Below are 19,022 nucleotides of genomic sequence, written 5' to 3'. Positions count from 1 at the left end.
CCGCAACGCTGACGTACCTCGTCCAGCTCTCTGCCACGCGGCTGCCTTCGTTCGTCCCGTCCTGGTACAGATCGCTGCATCGTGGCGACCCTGCGCCATCGTGTCCACGATGAGCTTCATCGCGTACTGCGCTGCAATGCCGCACGAGGCCGCGATCAGGATGACGGTCCACAGCGCGGCAAAGTGCGCCTTTCGCCGCCGTGCGGCGCGCAGTATGAACCCGCCAGGGCCGGTCGGCAGCACGCCGCCAAGGTCCATGCAGCCGGGCTGGTCTGCGCGGGAAGGCACCGGCCGCTTCAGCACTGCGAGCTTGGAAGCTCCGCGCTACTTCTTCGCCATGCCCTGCGCGTGCTTCAGGTGCTCTTGCACCACCGGCGTCATCTTGGTCGCGAGCGCCTTCAGGTCCGCATCGGCCGCTTCCGCCTGCGTCTTCTTGAGCAGCTTGAGCGTGTTCTCGTGGTCGCCCACGCCGGCATGCTTCATGTACTGGCTGTCGAAGGTGTCGCCCTTCAAGGCCTTGAACTCGACCATGGTGGCCTTGTGCTTCATGTCGACCCCATCCGGCAGCTCAGCGCCCTTGGCGCTGGCCAGCTCCTTCACGTCCGCCATGGCCTTCGTGTGATCATCCACCATCATCTGGGCGAACTTCTTCACGTCCGCGTTCTGAGATTTTTCCAGCGCCACGCGCCCGGTCTCGATCTCTGCCATGTTGGCCTGTGCAATGTCGCGCAACATGCCTGCGTCCCCACTGCTGAACTTCGACGTCGCTCCCTTGGCGGTAGCGGCACTTCCGGTGCCGGCACGTTGCTGCTGCTGCTGAGCGGCCGTGTTGAACTGAATCATCAAGCCGGCTGCGGCGACGGCAGCAATGGCCAATGTTCGCGTCGTTGAATGCATCATGTCTTGCTCCAAAGTGATGTGGTGGGAGCAATGTGCAGAGAGGTCGCAGCCGATGTTGTAGGCCATCGGCGACGCCTGCCGCCATCCTTCGATGGGCACATGGATGAGCTTGGAAAGAGCGCATCAGGGAAGTCATGCCCTCTCTTTCGATGAAGAGAGAGCAAGTCCGCGAAGCGCTGCCTGTTGCCGCTTGGCGGGTACGGCTCAGTGCAGGAGCTTGACGCCGGTCTTCGCCTGCAGCGCCTCGAAGGTCACGCCGTCTGCCAGCTCGACCACCTTCAGGCCCTCGGGCGTGACGTCCATCACGGCCAGGTCGGTGATGATGCGGTCCACCACGCCGACGCCCGTCAGCGGGAGGGTGCACTCCTCAAGGATCTTGAGATCCTCGGTGCCGTCCTTCTTGCGCGCGACGTGCTCCATCAGCACGATCACCCGCTTCACGCCGGCCACCAGGTCCATGGCGCCGCCCATGCCCTTGACCATCTTGCCCGGGATCATCCAGTTGGCCAGGTCGCCGCTGGCGCTGACCTGCATGGCACCGAGGATCGAAAGATTGATCTTGCCCCCGCGAATCATCGCGAAGCTGTCGTGGCTGCCGAAAATGGCCGAGCCGGGCAGCGTGGTCACGGTCTGCTTGCCGGCGTTGATCAGGTCGGCGTCGACCTGGTCTTCCGTCGGGAAGGGGCCGATGCCCAGCATGCCGTTCTCGCTCTGCAGCCAGACTTCCTTGTCGCCGACGAAGTTGGCCACCAGCGTGGGAATGCCGATGCCGAGGTTCACGTAGAAGCCGTCTTCCAGCTCCTGGGCGGCGCGTGCCGCCATCTGGTCTTGGGTCCAGGGCATTTCAGATTCCTTTGCTGTTCTTGACGGGGGCCGGCACCTCACTGCCGGCGGCTGCCTGGGCAATGGCGGCCTGCGCTTCGACCTTGGCAGCGGCCACGTCGACCGCCGCGCTCACGGTGCGCTTCTCGATCCGCTTTTCGGGATGGGCATTGAGCACGATGCGATGCACGTAGATGCCCGGCAGATGAATGTCGTCCGGGGCCAGTTCGCCGACCTCGACGATCTTCTCGACCTCGACGATGCAGAGCTTCCCGGCCATCGCTGCGGCCGGATTGAAGTTGCGCGCCGTCAGGCGGAAGCGCAGGTTGCCGGACTTGTCGGCCACGTCGGCCTTGACCAGCGCCACGTCGGGCACCAGCGAACGCTCCATGACGTAGGTCTCGCCGTCGAACTCGCGCAGCTCCTTGCCCTCGGCCACCAGCGTGCCGACGCCGGTCTTGGTGAAGAAGGCCGGGATGCCCGCACCGCCAGCGCGCAGCTTCTCGGCCAGCGTGCCCTGGGGCGTGAACTCGAGCTCCAGCTCCTTGGCCAGGAACTGGCGCTCGAATTCCTTGTTCTCGCCGACGTAGCTCGCGATCATCTTCTTGATCTGGCGCGTCTCGAGCAGCTTGCCGAGGCCGAAGCCATCGACGCCGGCGTTGTTGGAGATGCAGGTCAGGTCCTTGACGCCCGAATCGCGCAGGGCGTCGATCAGGGCCTCGGGGATGCCGCACAGGCCGAAGCCGCCGACTGCGAGCGTCTGGCCATCGGCAACGACGCCCTTGAGCGCCGCATCGGCGGAGGGATAGATCTTGTTCGCCATGATTCCTCGTTCGGAAATGGGTGGTTGAGGGACAAGCCGGACGATACTACGTATGCGCATACGTAGTATTTCGTAATGGAGACACCGGACACCGCCTTCGCTCCCATCGACTACCGGCTCGCCTTCGAGGAGGCGCCGGTGGGCATGGTGCTGTCGCGCCATCGGATCATCGTCGATTGCAACGCGCGCCTGTGCGAAATGTTCGGCGCCACCCGCGACGTGCTGATCGGGCAGTCCTTCCGCGTGCTGTACCCGAGCGTCGCCGAATTCGAGCGCATCGGCAAGCGCATGGAGCCGATCCTCAACGCCAGCGGCCGCTACGCCGACAACCGCATGATGCGGCGCGTCGGCGGCCTGCACGGCGCCTTTGCTGGCGAGACCTTCTGGTGCCACGTGAGCGGCCAGGCGCTCAACCGCGCGGCGCCACACGAGGCCGGCATCTGGACCTTCGAGGACCTCGGCTCGCGCCGCGCGGCGAAGGCCGAGCTCACGCCGCGCGAGCGCGAGGTGGCGGCACAGCTGATGAAGGGTCTGACCTCGAAGGAGATCGGGCGGGCGCTGGGCATCAGCCACCGCACTGTCGAAATCCATCGCGCGCGGCTAATGCGCAAGTACGCCGCCGCGACCACCGGGGAGCTGGTGCAGAAGCTCATGGCGGGCTGAGCGCATGCTGCGAAACATCTTCGTCCCTGCACTCGCCGCCTGCGCCCTGGCGGCCTGCGGCACCGTCGGGGAGCCAGCGCCGCGCGAGGCCGGCGCCGCACCGCAGCCCAGCGACTGCCATGCCCGCGTGGGCGCCGATCGCAACGCCGAACTGCCGGGCTATCTGCTTCCGAATGCGAACGGCACGACTGCCTGCGTCCCGTTGTTGCTGAGCGCGTATCGTCCGCCGCCAGACTACCGAGGCCACGACTTCTACGTCGATGAATTCACCGATGCCAAGCTCAAGGGGCGCTGGAATTCCTGCAAAGCCGACGCCACCTGCTTCCGACGCATCGATGCCCAGATGCAGCGCTGGCTCCCACCCAACAAGGAGCGCGCCACGCGTTCCACCGGCGTGGTCGATTCGTCCGGCCGGATCGACCCCGAAGGCGAGGTGGATCTGAGCGACATCCGGCGCCCCGCCTTCTTCGCGAAGGCACCTTACCGCGAGTCGATCGCGCAGGCCGAGCCGCGCACCTACACCGTCGAGTTCAGCGCGCCGCGCGACACCTTCGAGCACATCGAGCTGAAGATGCAGGACACGATCAAGCTGCGCGGCTGGTACATCGAAGGCGCGGGCGTGGACGACGGCAAGGGTGGCCGCCTGCGTGCGCTGGTGATCATGGCCAACGGCGGCGGCGGGCAGATGACCGCCATCCAGCACCCGGACGAGAAGGCCTACCGCATCGACGCCGTCACGGGCCTGACCATCGCCATCGCCTTCCCCAACGCCACCACCGAGACCATGGGCCAGCGCTGGTGGCGCGAGAACCTGCAGGCGCTGAATGCCGCCGGTTTCGACGTGCTGGCCTATGACCGCCGCGGCGAGGGCATCTCCGGCGGCTTCAGCGACACGAACACGCTCGAACAAGGAGAGGACGTGTTCCGCGTGCTGGAGCAATTGGAAAGCGGCCGAGGCCTGCGCATGCTCACGCCCTCGCGCCAGTTGCTTGAAGGCAGTGCGGCGGGCGGCAGGCTGCTGGCCGGCATGAACGCCAGGCAGATCCCCATCCTGCTCGGCGGCTACTCGCGCGGCTCGATGTCGACGGCCTGGGCGATAACCAAGAATTTCGTCGAGTCCTGCAGCTACGACATGCCGGTCGTCACCTGCGCGCCGCCGAAGGGCTACACGAACATCAAGGGCGCGATCCTGCTCGCCTCCTTCGCAAGTGGCGCGGGCTACGTGCCGGCGGCGCCCGACCTGGCCGATCGCAACCTGTTCCTCGGCGGCATGGCGGCCGAGCATCACATCGCCTTCTATCCAAATTCGGCCACGCTCGCGGGCATGGCGCGCTGGCCGGCCGCGTTCTTCGGCAAAGGACTGTGGGACCGCGCCGAGAGCCTGGAGGGCACCGTCGCCGCCTACGACCGCATCCGCGGCCTGAAGGAAATCGTGGTGGCGCGCGGCCCGCATTCGATCGAGACCTGGGACCCGGACGACCTGCGCTACCTGCAGGAACGCATGGTGGCGTTCGCGAAGGCGGCGGTGACGGGTGCCTCCAAAGTGCACGGCGCCAGGTCGTGGAGCGACCTCAAGAGCCTCGCCGCGACCACGGACGAGCGCTGGGAAGCGTCTTCGCGGCCTCGGAAAGCCAGTCCGACAAGCACGCGCCAGGACCATACAAAGATTCCATTCGGACTCTCCCAATGGAAATAGACCGACATGCGCCATTCATCTCGAATTAAGCCGATCAGCGACCTCAAGGCCAATGCTGCCGACGTATCAATACACCTCACTCAGGAGCGTGAGCCGCTGATCATCACCGAGAACGGAGAAGCCAAGGCAATCTTGCAGGATGTCGCCTCGTTCGAGCAAACTCAACAAACGCTGGCGCTGCTGAAAATCACAACTACATCGCCGGCTTCGATGGCGTGGCCAGGGCCAACGGCGTGTTGGACAGCTTGTTGAAAGTTGTCGAAAGCCCGCCCGGCGAGTCCAGCAATCCGAGCAGCGACTCAGAGCGCGACCATGCCCGATCGCTGGGAGCCCTCCTCACAGCACTAGGCGCCCGGCCCGCCGAAACCCCAGAACACAGTGAAATCCTCGACCGCTTCCCTGGGCATCCGGAGATCGTTCACCTGCGCTTCCGCCTCTGCATAGCCCAGTGACATGCCGCAGACCAGCGCCTGCGTGGCGGGAAGCCCGAGGAATTGCGAGATGACCGGCTCGTACCGCACGAACGAGACCTGCGGGCAGGTATCGAGCCCCCGGGCCCTTGCGGCAATCATGATCGTCTGAAGGAACATGCCGTAGTCGGCCCAGCTGTGCCGCGTAAGCCGGCTGTCGATGGTGAAGAGCAGCCCGACCGGCGCATCGAAGAAGCAGAGGTTGCGTCCGGACTGCCGGTAGCGCGCCGCCAGGTCCGTCCGTTCGATCCGCAGCGCGGCGTAGTAGCGGGCGCCAAAGTCGGACTGCCGCGACGCGCACTCCGCCGGCAGGTCGGCAGGGAAATGCGCTGAAGGCGGCAGCTCGTTGCGCTCGTGCGCCTGCATCAGCGCTTCGCCCAGGCGCCGCTTGGGCTCGCCTTCCAGCACATGCACCCTCCACGGCTGCGTGTTGGAATTGCTCGGCGCGCAGCGCGCCACGCCCAGGATCTCTGCGACCACGGCGCGCGGCACGGGCGCCGGGCTGAAGGCGCGCACGGCGCTTCGCGATCGGATCACGGCGTCCACGATGCCGGCGAGGGCATCGCGCTCGGCCAGGACAGGAACGGGATCTGATTTCGTCATGTGGCCATGGTGCACCAGCAGCGCGCCGGCATCCACTGAACTCTGCGCAAGTTGCTCATGCATGAAACGACATCGCGAGCCGGGCGAGCTGCTCCCTCAGCCAGACATGCGCCGGATCGTGCTCGTGCCGCCGATGCCAGACGGCGCGCATGGGGGCGTGCTGGGACACATAGGGCAGCGCCTTCGCCATCAGCTCGCGCCGCGCGACGAAGGCTTGCGCCAGCGGCGCCGGAACGATCGACACCATGTCACTGCCGGCGAGCAGGTCGGGCACGGCCAGCGAGTGCGGCACGGTGATGCGGTAGCGCGGATGCAGCCCGGCCAAAGCCAGTGCATCCTCCAGCGCGGCGCGGTCGAACATCTCCGACTGGCGCGCCAGGCCGCGCTCGGCGATGAAGCCGCTGACGGCGCCTTCCTCCTGTCCGCCCAGCGACACGGTCAGCAGCGGGAACTCCGCAAGGTCGGCGATGCGCGGCTTGCGCCGCGCGAGCGCATGCCCGCGCCGGAACACCAATACATCTTCCTGCAACCACAGGCGCGCGCTCTGGAAGCGGGTCGGGACCTCGGCAAAAACTCCGAGCGCGATGTCGATGCGGCCGACATCGATCTGCTCCGCGAGGTCCAGTCGCGTCGAAGGACGCACCACGAGATCGATGGCCGGCGCCGCCTCGCCCATGCAGGCAGCCAGCCGTGTCAGCAGCACCGACGTCAGGTAGTCGTTGGCTGCGACCACGAAGCTGCGCGTGGTGCTCGCGGGCTCGAAGGGCTGCACACCGAGCGTGTCGTGAATGCTGCGCAAGGCCTCTCGCAAGGCCGGCGCCATGGCGAGCGCCCGGGCGGTCGGCTCCATGCCCTTGGGGGTCCGCACGAAGAGCTCGTCCTGCAGTGCCTCGCGCAAGCGGCCCAGTGCATGGCTGATCGCCGATTGGCTCAGGTGCAGCCGCTTGCCCGCACGCAGCAGGTTGCGGTCCTCGAAGACGGCGTCGAAGACGCGCAGCAGGTTCAGGTCGATGCGCCTTGCGGTCAGCGCGGCCTGCGCTCTCGTGGTCATGTTGCACCTCGTGCATGTGGCGGTTGCAGATTCATCGCTTCCGGCGGCGGCGCGGCGCTGGCACTGTCCAGGCCTGCACCACAACCGATGGAGCCCGCCATGACCGAACTCTCCCGCCGACGATTCGCCAAGTATGTGGCCTGCCTCGTGCCGGTCCCCAGCCTGCTCGCCGGCCCGGCCCGCGCGCAGACCGACGGCACGCCGGGTCGCATCGTCGTCGGCTATCCGGCCGGCGGCACCATGGATCAGACCGCCCGGCGCCTGGCCGAGGCATGGCGCACACAAGGTCGTGCTTACCTGGTCGACAACCGGCCCGGCGCGGCGGGCCGCATTGCGACGGCGCAGATGAAGCGCGAGCGCGCGGACGGCAGCATCGTGCTGTGCACCCAGACCTCGGCGATGACGATTTATCCGCATGTCTACACGCGCCTGTCGTACGACCCGGTGCGCGACCTGCGCCCGATCGCCGCACTGGCTTCTTCCACCTGCGTGCTCGCGATCAGCACGGCCGTCCCCACCCAGGTGCGCACGCTGGCCGACTATGTTCGGTGGCTGAAGGCGAACGAGGCCGGCCGCAGCTATGCCTCGCCCGCCGCCGGGTCGTTGGCGCAATTCCTCGGTTTCCGCTTCTCCGAGGCGGCGGGCGTTCCGCTGGCCCACGTGCCCTACCGCGGCTCCGCACCTGCACTGCAGGACCTGCTGGGCGGGCAGGTGCCTGCCTATTTCGGCTTCGTCGGCGACTTCCTGCAATACCTGGGCAGCGGCAAGCTGCGGCTGCTGGCCGTGAGCAGTGAGCGGCGCTCCCGCTTTCTCAAGGACGTTCCCAGCTTCGCCGAGCAGGGCTTCGGGTCGGTCGTGGGCGTGGAAAGCTACGGCCTGTTCGCGCCGGCCGGCACGCCGGACCCGGTGGTCTCCGCGCTCGCAGCCGCAACGCGTACGGCAGGCGGCGACAAGGCGCTGGTCGGCGGCCTGGAACAGATCGGCCTCGAGGCGGCCTACGTCGGCTCTGCCGAGTACGCGCAGTTCATGGCCGTCGAACGCGAGCGGTGGAAACCGATCGTCGCAGCGTCCGGCTTCAAGGCCGACGAATGAGCACACAAGGAGCAACCCCCATGACCGACCAGGAACAACTCATCGCCGCCAGCCTGCCCTTCCTCGAGCAGATCAAGAACATGACCGCGGGCTCCGAGGTCGAGCGATGGCTGAACGCAACCCACGGCCCCGGCAGCGCGCTCTACGAACGGCTCGCGGCGCTGGTGAAGGCCGGCGTGCGCGATGGCTGGGCCGCCAACGTCGAGATTCGCGGCCAACGCTACCGGCGCAGCCGCATCAGCGAGGCCACGCCGCAAACGCTCGGCTTCAGCATCACCGCCGTCTACATGGACAGCACAGGCAACGACCAGGGCAACATCGAGGACAGCTTTCGCGGCGACTACCACGCGCATCCGTATGGAGAGTTCAACATGGTCGTGCCACTGAACGATGGCGCGGCGCTCGCGGGCCCCAACGGCTGGTGCTACGGAGGGTGGACAGCGCCGGCGCCGGGGAGCCATCACTATCCCGAGGCCAAGGGAGGCGCCGTCATTGCACTGTTCTACTTGCCAGCCGGGCGGATTTCGTACGACATCCAGCCGCCGGCCTGAGCGCTTCAGCCCGCCTTGCGAAAGGTCAGGTTGATGCGGCAGGCACCCGTCAGGGAATGCGTGCCCTCCTTCACCGGCAGCACGCCGTGGTAGTGCAGCCGCGAAGGCCCGCCCCACACCACCACGTCGCCGTGCGCAAGCGGCACCCGCTGCGCCTTGTCCGAGCGTTTCGGGCCGCCGAACAGGAACACGGCCGGCAGGCCCAGCGAGACGGAGACGATGGGCCAGTCGTAGTTGCCTTCATCACGATCCTGATGCAGCGAGAGCCGGGTGCCGGGCTCGTAGCGGTTGATCAGGCAGGCGTCCGGTGCGAAGCCCTCGAAGCCGCTCGCGCGCGCGGCGGCCGCGGCCAGTTCGAGGAACGCATCCGGCATCACGGGCCAGGGCCGCCCGCTGTCGGGATCGTTCGCGTCGTAGCGATACCCGCCGAGCTCCGAAACCCAGCCCAGCCGCCCGCAGTTGCTCATCGCCACCGACATGCGAAAGCCGCCAGGCGTCACCAGGTGACGCAGCGGTGCCCGCGCCAGCACTGCTTCAACCCCGGCCAACAGCTGCCCTTCGTGCGGTCGCGCGAAGCCGCGCAGCAGCACCGCGCCGGGCGCGAGGGGCTGCGTCGCCGGCAGTGCGGGCGCGTCCAGATCGTCGAAGAGATCGGGGGTCATGTGTCAGGCTGCATCGTGAAAGATGATGCCCGCCGTATGCCGATGCCCCGAGCGCACCCGGCTCACGCCATGGCGCAGGTTGACGCGATAAACGCCTCGCGTGCCCTGCACCGGGCGGTGGTGCACGGCGATCACCGCTGCATCGCCCTGGCGCAGCGGCAGCACCATCGGACGCGACTGCATGCGCGGGCGCTGCTCGGTCATCACGAACTCGCCGCCCGTGAAATCGCGCCCCGGCTCGGACAGGAGGATCACCAGCTGCAGCGGGAACACGTGCTCGCCGTAGAGATCCTGGTGCAGGCAGTTGTAGTCGCCCTCGCCGTATTGCAGCAGCAATGGCGTAGGCCGCGTCTGCCCGGCCGCATGGCAGCGTGCGATGAACTCCGCGTGTTCCGGCGGGTAGCGCACCTCGATGCCCATGGCCTGGTTCCATCGGTTGGCGATGGGCGCGAGCTCCGGGTACATCGCCTCGCGCAGGCGCGCCAACCGCTCGGGCAGCGGGTAGTCGAAGTACTTGTACTCGCCGCGCCCGAAGCCGTGGCGCTCCATCAGCACGCGGCTGCGGAACAGCGGATCGAGCGGATACAAGGCCGCGAGCGCCTCGCATTCGTCGCGCGACAGCAGGCCTTCGATCAGCGCGCTGCCCTCTGCATCGAGGTCCAGCACCACGCGGTCCCAGTCGATCATGCCGGCTCGGCCTCCCGCTTCAGCAGTGCGCTCTTGCGCTCCACGCCCCAGCGATAGCCTGAGAGCGCGCCGTCGCTGCGCACCACGCGATGACAGGGAATTGCCACGGCGAGTGCGTTGGCACCGCAGGCCTGCGCCACGGCGCGCACCGACTTCGGGCTGCCGATGCGCTCGGCGATCTCGGCATAGCTCGCCGTGCTGCCCGGCGGAATGTCGCGCAGCGCCTGCCACACCCGCTGCTGGAACGCCGTGCCGCGCACGTCAAGCGGCAGGTCCAGCCCCACGCCCGGCGCCTCGACGAACCCCACCACGCGCGCGACCAGTTCCTCGAAGGCCGGGTCGCCGCCGATCAGGCGGGCCTGCGGGAAGCGGTCCTGCAGCTCGCGCGCCAGCACATCAGGGTCATCGCCCAGCGCGATGGCGCAGACGCCGCGTTCGCTCTGCGCCACCAGGATGGCGCCGAGCGCGCATTGACCGATGGCGAAGCGGATGTCGGTGTCGGCGCCGCCCGCGCGGAAGCGTGTCGGTGTCATGCCCAGCACCTCGTTGGAGCGCTCGTAGAAGCGGCCGTTGGAGTTGTAGCCGGCGTCGTAGATCGCGTCCGTCACGCTTTCACTGCGCGCGAGCGCATCACGCACGCGCCTTGCACGATGCGCCGCGGCATAGGCCTTGGGTGTGAGCCCGGTCGCTTCCTTGAAGATCCGATGCAGGTGAAAGCTGCTGAGCCCCGCGCGCTCGGCCAGTTCACTCAGCGTCGGCGCCTCGTCGGCGTTCTCGATGAAGCGGCACAGTTCGGCCACCAGGGCTGCCTGCTGCGCGGCACGTGCCGGCTGGTCGGGCTTGCAGCGCCTGCAGGGCCTGAAGCCCGCGCGCTCCGCATCGGCCGCCGTCGCGTGGAAGGCCACGTTCTCGGGACGCGGCTGACGCGCCCCGCACGACGGCCGGCAGTACACGCCGGTGCTGCGCACCGAATAGAAGAACTGCCCGTCGGCCGCGGCGTCGCGCGCGACCACCGTCGCCCAGCGCGGGTCGCTCACGGTCTGGAGGGCACGGATTTCGTTTGCGTTGCTCATCATGTTCATTGCAAGTCCTTTCGGCATGTCATGGATCGATGTGCCGATTCTGTAGATCGGGCCTCGCATGCGCACTCCGGGTCTTGCTCTCGAATTCGATCGTAGGACAAGGCCGCCTCCTGGCGCTCGGGGCTTGCGCCCTCGGCCTACGGAGCGCAGGGGCTGGCCTCGTTACCATCTTGGCCGATGATCGACCGCCGTTCACTCCTCACCGCCGGTGGCGCCTCCATGGCGCTCGCCGCCCTCGGATTCCCTGCAGATGCCCTCGCGGCAGAGGCAGTCAAGCTCAGCCAACCCCGCCCCTTCTCTTTCGAACGTCTTGTTACCGACGCCAAGGCCCTCGCGGGAAGGCCCTACGTGCCCGATACCTCGCTGCCCGCCGAGGTGCTGCAGCGCATCGACTACGACGCGCACGGCAAGATCAAGTACAACCCCGAGCTCGCGGTGTTCCGCGACGGCCCCGGCCAGTTCCCCGTCACCTTCTTCCACCTGGGCCGCTACTTCCAGGCGCCGGTCCACATGTACGTGACGGAGGCCGCCAGCGGCGACGGCTTCGCGCGCGAGATCCTCTACGACAGCGCCTATTTCACGATGCCCGCGGACAGCCCCGCGCGCCAGCTGCGCGAGGGCGCCGGCTTCGCCGGCTTCCGCCTGCAGGAAAGCCGCCTGGGCGACCAGAAGAAGCTGGCGTGGCAGACCAACGACTGGGTCGCCTTCCTCGGCGCCTCCTACTTCCGCGCCATCGGCGAGCTCTACCAGTACGGACTGTCGGCGCGAGGCATTGCGCTCGACGCGGCCATGCCTGACCGGCCCGAGGAGTTTCCCAACTTCACCCGCTTCTACTTCGAGCCGCCGGCCAACCCCGAGGCCAACACCATGACGGTGTATGCCCTGCTGGAAGGCCCGAGCATCACCGGTGCCTACAAGTTCGTGATGCAGCGGACCCAGGCGGTGGTGATGGACATCGAGGCGCGCCTGTTCCTGCGCCGCGACGTCGGCCGCCTCGGACTGGTGCCGCTGACCTCGATGTTCTGGTATGGCGAGGCGATCAAGCCGACCGCCATCGACTGGCGTCCCGAGGTGCACGACTCGGACGGCCTTGCGATCTGGAACGGTGCGGGCGAACGCATCTGGCGACCGCTCAACAACCCGGCGCAGACCCGCGCCTCGGCCTTCGGCGACACGCGCCCGCGCGGCTTCGGCCTGCTGCAGCGCGACCGCAACTTCGACCACTACCAGGACGGCGTGCTCTACGAGAAGCGGCCCAGCCTGTGGGTCGAGCCGCTGGGCGACTGGGGCGAGGGCTCGGTGCAGCTGATCGAGATTCCGACGGACGACGAGATCCACGACAACATCCTGGCCTGCTGGGTGCCCAAGGCGCCAGCCAAGGCCGGCATGAGCTACCAGCTCAAGTACCGGCTGCACTGGACCGACCAGGAGCCCTTCCCCTCGCCGCTGGCGCGCTGCATTGCCACGCGCTTGGGCCGCGGCGGCGAGCCGGGCACGCAGCGTCCGGCGGGCGTGCGCAAGTTCATGGTCGAATTCATCGGCAAGCCGCTCGAAGCCATCCCCTTCGGCGTCAAGCCCGAGCTGGTGCTCACGGCCTCGCGCGGCAAGTTCTCGTACATCTTCGCGGAGGCAGTGCCCAATGGCGTGCCGGGCCACTGGCGCGCGCAGTTCGACTTCACGGCCGAGGGCACGGAGCCGGTGGACATGCGGCTCTACCTCAGGAACGGCGAGCAGACGCTGACGGAGACCTGGCTGTACCAGTACCAGCCCGGCTGACGCGTCTCCGCTAAATCAGCGCTTCGTTACCGAAATCAACTCGATCTCGAAGTTCAAGGTCGCATTCGGCGGAATCACCCCGCCCGCGCCGCGCGTCCCATAAGCAATGGCAGGCGGGCAGGTCAGCTTGGCCTTGCCACCGGGCTTCATCTTCTGCACCCCTTCGGTCCAGCACGGGATCACGCCATTGAGCGGGAACTCAGTCGGCTCGTTGCGCTTGTAGGAGCTGTCGAACTCCTTGCCGCTGTCCGGAAAGGTGCCGCGGTAGTGCACCTTGACGACGTCGGTGGCCGACGGCGAGGCGCCGCTGCCCTCCTTGAGCGATTGGTAGACCAGCCCGCTGGGCGTGGTGACGGGCGCTGTCTGCGCGAGCGCGAGGGGCAACGCACACAAGGACGCGAGGGCTGCGGTGGTCAGGCGAAAAAAGGAATGCACGTGACAGTCTCCCGGATTGGTTGAAAACAGTCCATTATTTACCCTGGCCTGAACTCTTCCCGCGGCAGATGCCAGATGCGCTACCGGACCACCCTTCATTCGCAAGCCTTCGCTTTCGACGACCTCCGGCAGGTCATGGCCTTCGCCAGCCCGGCGCGCTCGGGCGACTACCTGGCGGGCATCGGCGCGGCCACCGCGCAGCAGCGCATGGCGGCGCGCCACGTGCTGGCCGAGACGCCGCTCGCGCAATTCCTGAACGAGGCGCTGATTCCCTACGAAGAGGACAACATCACCCGCCTCATCATCGACGGCCACGATGCGGCCGCCTTCGCGCCGGTGGCGCACCTGACGGTCGGCGACTTCCGCAACTGGCTTCTTTCCGAACAGGCGAGCACGCAGACGCTGGCGTCGCTCGCGCCTGGCCTCACCCCGGAGATGGTGGCCGCTGTGTCCAAGCTCATGCGCAACCAGGACCTGATCGCCGTGGCGCGCAAGTGCTGCGTGGTCACGCGCTTTCGCGACACCATCGGCCTGCCCGGCCACCTCGCGGTCCGGGTGCAGCCCAACCACCCGACCGATGATCTCCGCGGCGTCGCCGCCTCCATGCTCGATGGCCTGCTGATGGGCGCCGGCGATGCGGTCATCGGCATCAACCCCGTGACAGACAGCGTCCAGCACCTGGGCGATTTGCTGCGCATGCTCGACGAGGTGATCCAGCGCTTCGAGGTACCGACGCAGAGCTGCGTGCTGACCCACGTGACCCACGCGATCAAGCTCGTCGAGTCCGGCGCGCCGGTGGACCTGGTGTTCCAGTCCATCGGCGGTACCGAGAAGACCAATCGCTCCTTCGGCGTCACGCCCGAGCTGCTCGATGAAGCGCATGCGGCCGCGCAATCGCTCGCGCGCGGCACGGTGGGCCGCAACCTCATGTACTTCGAGACCGGCCAGGGCAGCGCGCTCTCGGCCGATGCCAACTTCGGCGTCGACCAGCAGACCTGCGAGGCGCGCGCCTATGCGCTGGCACGCCGCTACCAGCCGCTGCTGATCAACACCGTCGTCGGCTTCATCGGTCCGGAATACCTCTATGACGGCAAGCAGATCATCCGGGCCGGCCTGGAAGACCATTTCTGCGGCAAGCTCCTTGGCCTGCCGCTGGGCTGCGACGTCTGCTACACCAACCACGCCGAGGCCGACCAGGACGACATGGACACCTTGCTGGTGCTGCTGGGCACCGCGGGCATCAACTTCATCATGGGCGTGCCGGGCGCGGACGACGTGATGCTCAACTACCAGAGCACCTCCTTCCACGACGCGCTCTTCCTGCGCGAGTCGATGGGACTGAAGCGCGCGCCCGAGTTCGAGGCCTGGCTGCAGCGGATGCAGATCACCGACGCGGCAGGGCGGCTGCAGCCGCCCTCCTCCAACCGGCTGCTCGCGGACATGCGTTCGCTGAAGGCATTGAAATGAGCGATCCTGTCACGCACAGCCCCTGGAGCGACTGGCGCAGCTCCACGCCCGCGCGCCTCGCGCTCGGGCGCGCCGGCGCCGGCATGCCGACGGACGAGGTGCTGCGATTCGGCTGGGCGCATGCAATGGCGCGCGATGCGATCCATGCGGCGCTGGATGCCGATGCCCTCGAGGCCGCTCTGCGCGCCGAGGGCTGGGAGGTGTTGCGGGCGCGCAGCCGTGCGCCGGACCGCGCGACATACCTGCGGCGTCCGGACCTGGGCAGGCAACTCGAGCCGGAGAATGCAGCTGCCCTGCGTACGCAAGCGAGCGCGCCGTTCGATCTCTGCATCGTGATCGGCGACGGCCTGTCTTCCCTGGCCGCAACCCGTCATGCACCGCCGCTGCTGTCCGCCTTGCGCCCACAACTGCCCGCCTCGCTTCGGCTCGCGCCGCTCGTGATCGCCACGCAGGCGCGCGTGGCGCTGGCGGACGAGATCGGCGAAGCCTTCGGCGCCCGGCTGGTCGCGATGCTGATTGGCGAGCGCCCCGGGCTCAGCTCGCCCGACAGCCTCGGCATCTACATCACCCACGCACCGCGCCGAGGCAGGCACGACGCCGAGCGCAACTGCATTTCGAACGTGCGCCCGGAAGGGCTCCTATACGAAGCTGCGGCCTTCAAGCTCGCCTGGTTCGTCCGCGAAGCGCTGCGCCGCGGCCTGACGGGCGTGGCGCTCAAGGACGAAAGCGCATCGGCCGTGCTCGCGCAGGAAGGCTCTTCGCTGCCAGCGCCCAGACCGTCGGACGCTTAGACCCCCAACCACGCCGTCAAGGCCTTCTCGATCTCCACCGAAGGTGCAACGAAGCCCGAGTAGCTCGACGTCGCGAGCGCGCGCTTGCCGCCTTCCGACTGCCCGAGCTGCAGCAAGGCCTCACGCACTGTCGCGGCCGTGGTGGCATCGAGCTTGCTCGACATCAGCCATTGCTTGATGGGCACCGCGCGCGACTCGGCGCAGGTCTTGCCGCCGGCGGTCTTCCACGCCTTGATCACTCCGGCGGACGCCGTGGCGCCGTAAGCGGTAAAGCCGTTCTGCACATAGAAGGGCACCGCATCCTGGTATCGGGTGTTGGAGAGCTTGACCGCACCCTCCTGCAAGCCTTGCTCGCGCAGCATCGCGCGCGTGATCACCGACGTGATCGAATCCGGATCGGGCATGACCAGGCTCTTGCCGGTCATCTCCTTCCAGTTGGAGATGGGCTGCATGTCCTTGCACAGGAACGACACCTTGTACTCGGTGAAGCCCGCGGTCCAGGCGAGCCCCTTGTAGCCGCCGCCCTTGGTCGCCTCGAAGGCCACATGGGCCGGATGCACGAAGGCCAGTTCGACCTGCTGCTGCTTCAGGGCCTCGCGCGCGCTGCCGTACGAGCTCAGCACCTTGATGGTCACGGGCTGCTTGAGCGTCTTGCTCAGCACTTCCGCGATCAGCGCGAACCGGGCTTCGATCTCGCTGTCGCTCGCCCGGTAGGTCACACCCTCGGTCACGCCGATCACCAGCGCATGGGCCGATCCGCCGGCCGCCAGCAGGATCATCGGCGCCAGCCATCGCCTGGCGACGGCGGACGCGTGTGCGCGCCACGCGGCTTCGTTGCGGCCGATGGCGGCCGGCGTCTTGTCTCCGTGGTACTCCATCACGGCCTCCCTTGTGTTGTGACGCCCGAGCGCGACGGTTGCCAGTCTGCTTCCGGGCTGCGCTTTCACACGCTGCTTTCCGATGTCCTCGAAGGACTGTAGCCAATAGATGTGCTTTCAGGCTTCGAGCGCGATGACGTCGCGGCAGGTCGGGTGACTTAAGTCACGTCGGCCGCATCGACTGCACGGCCTTGCCTATGATGGCCGTTCTGACGCAAGCCAAGGAGATGCCATGGATGCCCCGCGCTACCCTCTCGCCGAGCTCAAGGACCTGCCCGAAGACATCCGCACCCGGGTGCTCGAGGTGCAGGAGAAGGCCGGCTTCGTCCCCAACGTGTTCCTCGCTCTCGCGCGCCGCCCGGCCGAATGGCGCGCCTTCTTCGCCTACCACGATGCGCTGATGCTGAAAGAGGATGGCTCGCTCACCCAGGGCGAGCGCGAGATGATCGTCACCGCCACCAGCGCCGCCAACCGTTGCCTGTATTGCGTGGTGGCGCACGGCGCGCTTCTGCGCATCTACGAGAAGAAGCCGCTGTTGGCCGATCAGGTGGCTGTCAACTGGCGCAAGGCCGACATCACGCCGCGCCAGTTCGCGATGCTCGAGTTCGCGATGAAGGTGTGCGAGCGTTCGCACGACATCGACGACAGCGACTTTGCGCCGCTGCATGCGCATGGGTTCAGCGACGAGGACATCTGGGACATCGCTGCGATCACGGCCTTCTTCGGGCTTTCCAATCGGATGGCTAGTTTCAGCGGGATGCAGCCGAATGGTGAGTTCTATTTGATGGGGCGGGTGCCGAGGGCGAAGAAGTAGCGTTTCTGTTGCTTTCTCTCTCTCCCTCTCCTCTCCCGGAGGGGGCGAGGGAGAGGAAGCAGAACCTCACCCCACCCCCCGGCAAGACGCCAGCGCATCCAACCCCGCCTTGTACGTCGGCGTCCGCACATCCATCACCCCCAGCACCGTGTGATAAAGGTTGTCATGCGTAAGCGCCGCATCGAGCCCCGCCTCCATGCAGCCGCTCGACAGCCGCGCGCGCTCGCGCATTTGCGGCCCGAACCACATCACCATCGGAATGTGCTTCTGCACCTCCGGCGCAAAGCTGTAGGGCACGCCGTGCAGGAACAACCCATACTCGCCCAGCGACTCCCCATGGTCGCTCAGGTAGAGCAAGGCCGTGTCGTAGCGACCCGATTGCGCCTGCAGCCAATCGATGGTCTTGCCCAGAAAGCGATCGGTGTACGCGATCGAATTGTCGAAGCCGTTCACCAGTTCGGCGTGGCTGCACTCGGCCAGTGCGTTGGTCTTGCACTCGGGCATGAAGCGCTTGGCATCCGGCGAGGAGCGCTTGTAGTAGGCGGGGCCATGGCTGCCCATCTGGTGCATGACCAGCACGACACCCTTGTCGCGGCGCTCGGGCGGCAGCGCAGCCAAGCGCTCGTCCAATCCCTGGAGCATGACGTCGTCGAGGCATTCGTCGCCGTCACACAGCGCTGTCTTCGCCTCTGGTGCGAGCCGGTCGAACGCGAATGCATGCGGAATGCGGTCGCACACGCCCTTGCAGCCGCCAGGCTGGTTGTCGAGCCAGAACACTGCGAGGCCGGCGGCCTGCAGCACGTCCATCAGGTTCTCGTAGTCGTCCTTGCGCGCCTCGAAGCCTGCCTTGCCGACGGGCGAGAACATGCAGGGCACGGAAGCCAGCGTGTTGGTGCCGCAGGAGTGAACATCGCGCCAGGACAGCACCTTGTGAGCGGCCAGCGCCGGCGTGGTGTCGCGGGCATACCCGTTGAGCCCGAAATGATCGGCCCGCGCGGTCTCCCCGACCACCAGAACAAAGAGCGGCGGCCGGGCCTGCGCCGCGTAGCTGGCCCCCAGCACCGTGCCGCCGGAGATCGGGATGAGCTTGCGGCTGTGCTTGAACAACGGCTTCAGCGCCACGGACGACACCGAGTAGATGCTGGCCAACGGATTGATCATGTAGCGCAGGTGGACGTTGTTGCGCATCAGTGGCGCAAGCTGCCGGTTCATCGCCAGCGCGCCGCCTATGGCCAACGAGACGGCCGCGACGAGCAGCAGCGCATTGCGCCATGCCTGCGACAGGAGACCCATGGGCACCACGCGCATGCGCCACAAGGCCCAGGCCGGCAGGGCCGACGCCAGCACGACGTGGAACAGCAGTCTCCACCCCATGAGGTCGCGTGCTTCGTGGAGGTCGGTCTGCATCGCGTTGGCCAGCATGCTCGGGTCCATCACCGCGTGGTAGCTGAGCATGAAGTGCTGTGCCACGGCGGCGACCACCACCACGGCAAACCACAGCGGTTTCATCCAGCGCGACCAGGCGGTCAGCGCCAGCAGGGCCACGGTGCCGCAGACGGTGAGCAGCGTCATCAACGCGACTTGGGGCAGGTAGATGCTGGGTGCGCCGCCGATGCGCGCCAGCTCTGTCCACAGTGGCCAGTTGGCGGCCACTGCGAGATAGAGGCTCAGCCAGACGACCACGCTGCGCGCCGAGCGGGGCTGCGCCAGCCAGGCGTCGAAGCGCCGCCACGGAGACGAGGTGGTCTCCATGGTGGAG

20 protein-coding genes are annotated in these 19,022 nt (G+C 67.3%); 9 read left to right on the top strand and 11 right to left on the bottom strand.

The features are described from left to right. Positions 1–324 precede the first annotated feature (324 nt). From G3W89_RS13445 to G3W89_RS13435, 3 genes are all read right to left on the bottom strand, one after another. On the bottom strand, positions 325–900 hold the full coding sequence (locus G3W89_RS13445; RefSeq protein WP_232076520.1) for a DUF4142 domain-containing protein: 576 nt from the start codon (positions 898–900) through the stop codon (positions 325–327). 204 nt (positions 901–1,104) lie between these two features. Then, entirely contained in the window at positions 1,105–1,743 is a 639-nt protein-coding gene (locus tag G3W89_RS13440) for a 3-oxoacid CoA-transferase subunit B (protein ID WP_162574546.1), read from the bottom strand. 1 nt (position 1,744) lies between these two features. Next, a complete protein-coding gene (locus G3W89_RS13435; protein ID WP_162574545.1) occupies positions 1,745–2,545 on the bottom strand; it encodes a CoA transferase subunit A in 801 nt (266 codons plus the stop codon). Positions 2,546–2,620: 75 nt separating this feature from the next. Here G3W89_RS13435 and G3W89_RS13430 point away from each other — a divergent pair, with 75 nt between their 5' ends. Genes G3W89_RS13430 through G3W89_RS13420 form a run of 3 tightly spaced genes read left to right on the top strand, consistent with a single transcriptional unit; the run spans position 2,621 to position 5,156 of the window. Then, positions 2,621–3,208 carry a LuxR C-terminal-related transcriptional regulator gene (locus tag G3W89_RS13430; RefSeq protein WP_162574544.1) on the top strand — a complete coding sequence of 196 codons (588 nt, stop codon included), beginning with the start codon at positions 2,621–2,623 and terminating at the stop codon, positions 3,206–3,208. 4 nt (positions 3,209–3,212) lie between these two features. Next, a complete protein-coding gene (locus G3W89_RS13425) occupies positions 3,213–4,904 on the top strand; it encodes an alpha/beta fold hydrolase (RefSeq protein ID WP_162574543.1) in 1,692 nt (563 codons plus the stop codon). Between the two features lie 6 nt (positions 4,905–4,910). Beyond that, positions 4,911–5,156 carry a type II toxin-antitoxin system Phd/YefM family antitoxin gene (locus G3W89_RS13420; RefSeq protein ID WP_162574542.1) on the top strand — a complete coding sequence of 82 codons (246 nt, stop codon included), beginning with the start codon at positions 4,911–4,913 and terminating at the stop codon, positions 5,154–5,156. 92 nt (positions 5,157–5,248) lie between these two features. On the opposite strand, the gene G3W89_RS13415 is transcribed toward G3W89_RS13420, so the two are convergent. Further along, on the bottom strand, positions 5,249–6,040 hold the full coding sequence (locus G3W89_RS13415; RefSeq protein WP_332107442.1) for a nitroreductase: 792 nt from the start codon (positions 6,038–6,040) through the stop codon (positions 5,249–5,251). Beyond that, positions 6,033–7,028: a LysR family transcriptional regulator gene (locus G3W89_RS13410; protein ID WP_232076518.1), complete on the bottom strand. Its 996-nt coding sequence runs from the start codon at positions 7,026–7,028 to the stop codon at positions 6,033–6,035. Before G3W89_RS13410 ends, G3W89_RS13415 begins: the two co-directional genes overlap by 8 nt. Positions 7,029–7,127: 99 nt before the next feature. Here G3W89_RS13410 and G3W89_RS13405 point away from each other — a divergent pair, with 99 nt between their 5' ends. Then, positions 7,128–8,120 (top strand): tripartite tricarboxylate transporter substrate-binding protein, encoded by a 993-nt coding sequence (locus tag G3W89_RS13405; protein WP_162574541.1) that lies wholly within the window; start codon positions 7,128–7,130, stop codon positions 8,118–8,120. A gap of 20 nt (positions 8,121–8,140) precedes the next feature. Next, on the top strand, positions 8,141–8,671 hold the full coding sequence (locus G3W89_RS13400; protein ID WP_162574540.1) for a 4-hydroxylaminobenzoate lyase: 531 nt from the start codon (positions 8,141–8,143) through the stop codon (positions 8,669–8,671). Positions 8,672–8,676: 5 nt separating this feature from the next. Here G3W89_RS13400 and alkB read toward each other — a convergent pair whose 3' ends face one another. The 3 genes from alkB to ada are packed head-to-tail and all read right to left on the bottom strand — an operon-like array spanning position 8,677 to position 11,096. Continuing rightward, positions 8,677–9,333 carry a DNA oxidative demethylase AlkB gene (gene alkB / locus G3W89_RS13395; protein ID WP_162574539.1) on the bottom strand — a complete coding sequence of 219 codons (657 nt, stop codon included), beginning with the start codon at positions 9,331–9,333 and terminating at the stop codon, positions 8,677–8,679. Between the two features lie 3 nt (positions 9,334–9,336). Continuing rightward, a complete protein-coding gene (locus G3W89_RS13390) occupies positions 9,337–10,020 on the bottom strand; it encodes a 2OG-Fe(II) oxygenase (RefSeq protein WP_162574538.1) in 684 nt (227 codons plus the stop codon). Continuing rightward, on the bottom strand, positions 10,017–11,096 hold the full coding sequence (gene ada / locus G3W89_RS13385) for a bifunctional DNA-binding transcriptional regulator/O6-methylguanine-DNA methyltransferase Ada (protein WP_197893552.1): 1,080 nt from the start codon (positions 11,094–11,096) through the stop codon (positions 10,017–10,019). Before ada ends, G3W89_RS13390 begins: the two co-directional genes overlap by 4 nt. Positions 11,097–11,279: 183 nt before the next feature. Between ada and G3W89_RS13380 the strand changes: the two genes are divergently transcribed. Then, a complete protein-coding gene (locus G3W89_RS13380; protein ID WP_162574536.1) occupies positions 11,280–12,878 on the top strand; it encodes a glucan biosynthesis protein in 1,599 nt (532 codons plus the stop codon). Positions 12,879–12,893: 15 nt separating this feature from the next. On the opposite strand, the gene G3W89_RS13375 is transcribed toward G3W89_RS13380, so the two are convergent. Further along, positions 12,894–13,295, bottom strand: a complete 402-nt coding sequence (locus G3W89_RS13375) for an FKBP-type peptidyl-prolyl cis-trans isomerase (RefSeq protein ID WP_443083206.1) — start codon at positions 13,293–13,295, stop codon at positions 12,894–12,896. Positions 13,296–13,388: 93 nt separating this feature from the next. On the opposite strand from G3W89_RS13375, the gene G3W89_RS13370 reads away from it, so the two are divergent. After that, positions 13,389–14,780: an ethanolamine ammonia-lyase subunit EutB gene (locus G3W89_RS13370; protein WP_162574534.1), complete on the top strand. Its 1,392-nt coding sequence runs from the start codon at positions 13,389–13,391 to the stop codon at positions 14,778–14,780. Continuing rightward, the gene (eutC, locus tag G3W89_RS13365; RefSeq protein WP_162574533.1) at positions 14,777–15,571 is read left to right on the top strand and encodes an ethanolamine ammonia-lyase subunit EutC; all 795 of its coding nucleotides are present in this window, start codon (positions 14,777–14,779) and stop codon (positions 15,569–15,571) included. The genes G3W89_RS13370 and eutC overlap by 4 nt, the downstream gene beginning before the upstream one ends. On the opposite strand, the gene G3W89_RS13360 is transcribed toward eutC, so the two are convergent. Beyond that, a complete protein-coding gene (locus G3W89_RS13360; RefSeq protein WP_162574532.1) occupies positions 15,568–16,449 on the bottom strand; it encodes a phosphate/phosphite/phosphonate ABC transporter substrate-binding protein in 882 nt (293 codons plus the stop codon). The two genes, eutC and G3W89_RS13360, sit on opposite strands and share 4 nt — an antisense overlap. A 232-nt stretch (positions 16,450–16,681) precedes the next feature. Between G3W89_RS13360 and G3W89_RS13355 the strand changes: the two genes are divergently transcribed. Continuing rightward, positions 16,682–17,263: a peroxidase-related enzyme gene (locus G3W89_RS13355; RefSeq protein ID WP_162574531.1), complete on the top strand. Its 582-nt coding sequence runs from the start codon at positions 16,682–16,684 to the stop codon at positions 17,261–17,263. A 66-nt stretch (positions 17,264–17,329) separates the two neighbouring features. Here the strand turns inward: G3W89_RS13355 and G3W89_RS13350 are convergent, their stop codons facing one another. Further along, on the bottom strand, positions 17,330–19,015 hold the full coding sequence (locus tag G3W89_RS13350; protein ID WP_162577466.1) for a phosphoethanolamine transferase: 1,686 nt from the start codon (positions 19,013–19,015) through the stop codon (positions 17,330–17,332). Positions 19,016–19,022: the final 7 nt, after the last annotated feature.

It is taken from the genome of Variovorax sp. PBL-H6 (assembly GCF_901827155.1).
GTDB lineage: Bacteria > Pseudomonadota > Gammaproteobacteria > Burkholderiales > Burkholderiaceae_C > Variovorax.
This window is presented reverse-complemented; position numbering and strand designations above follow the sequence as displayed.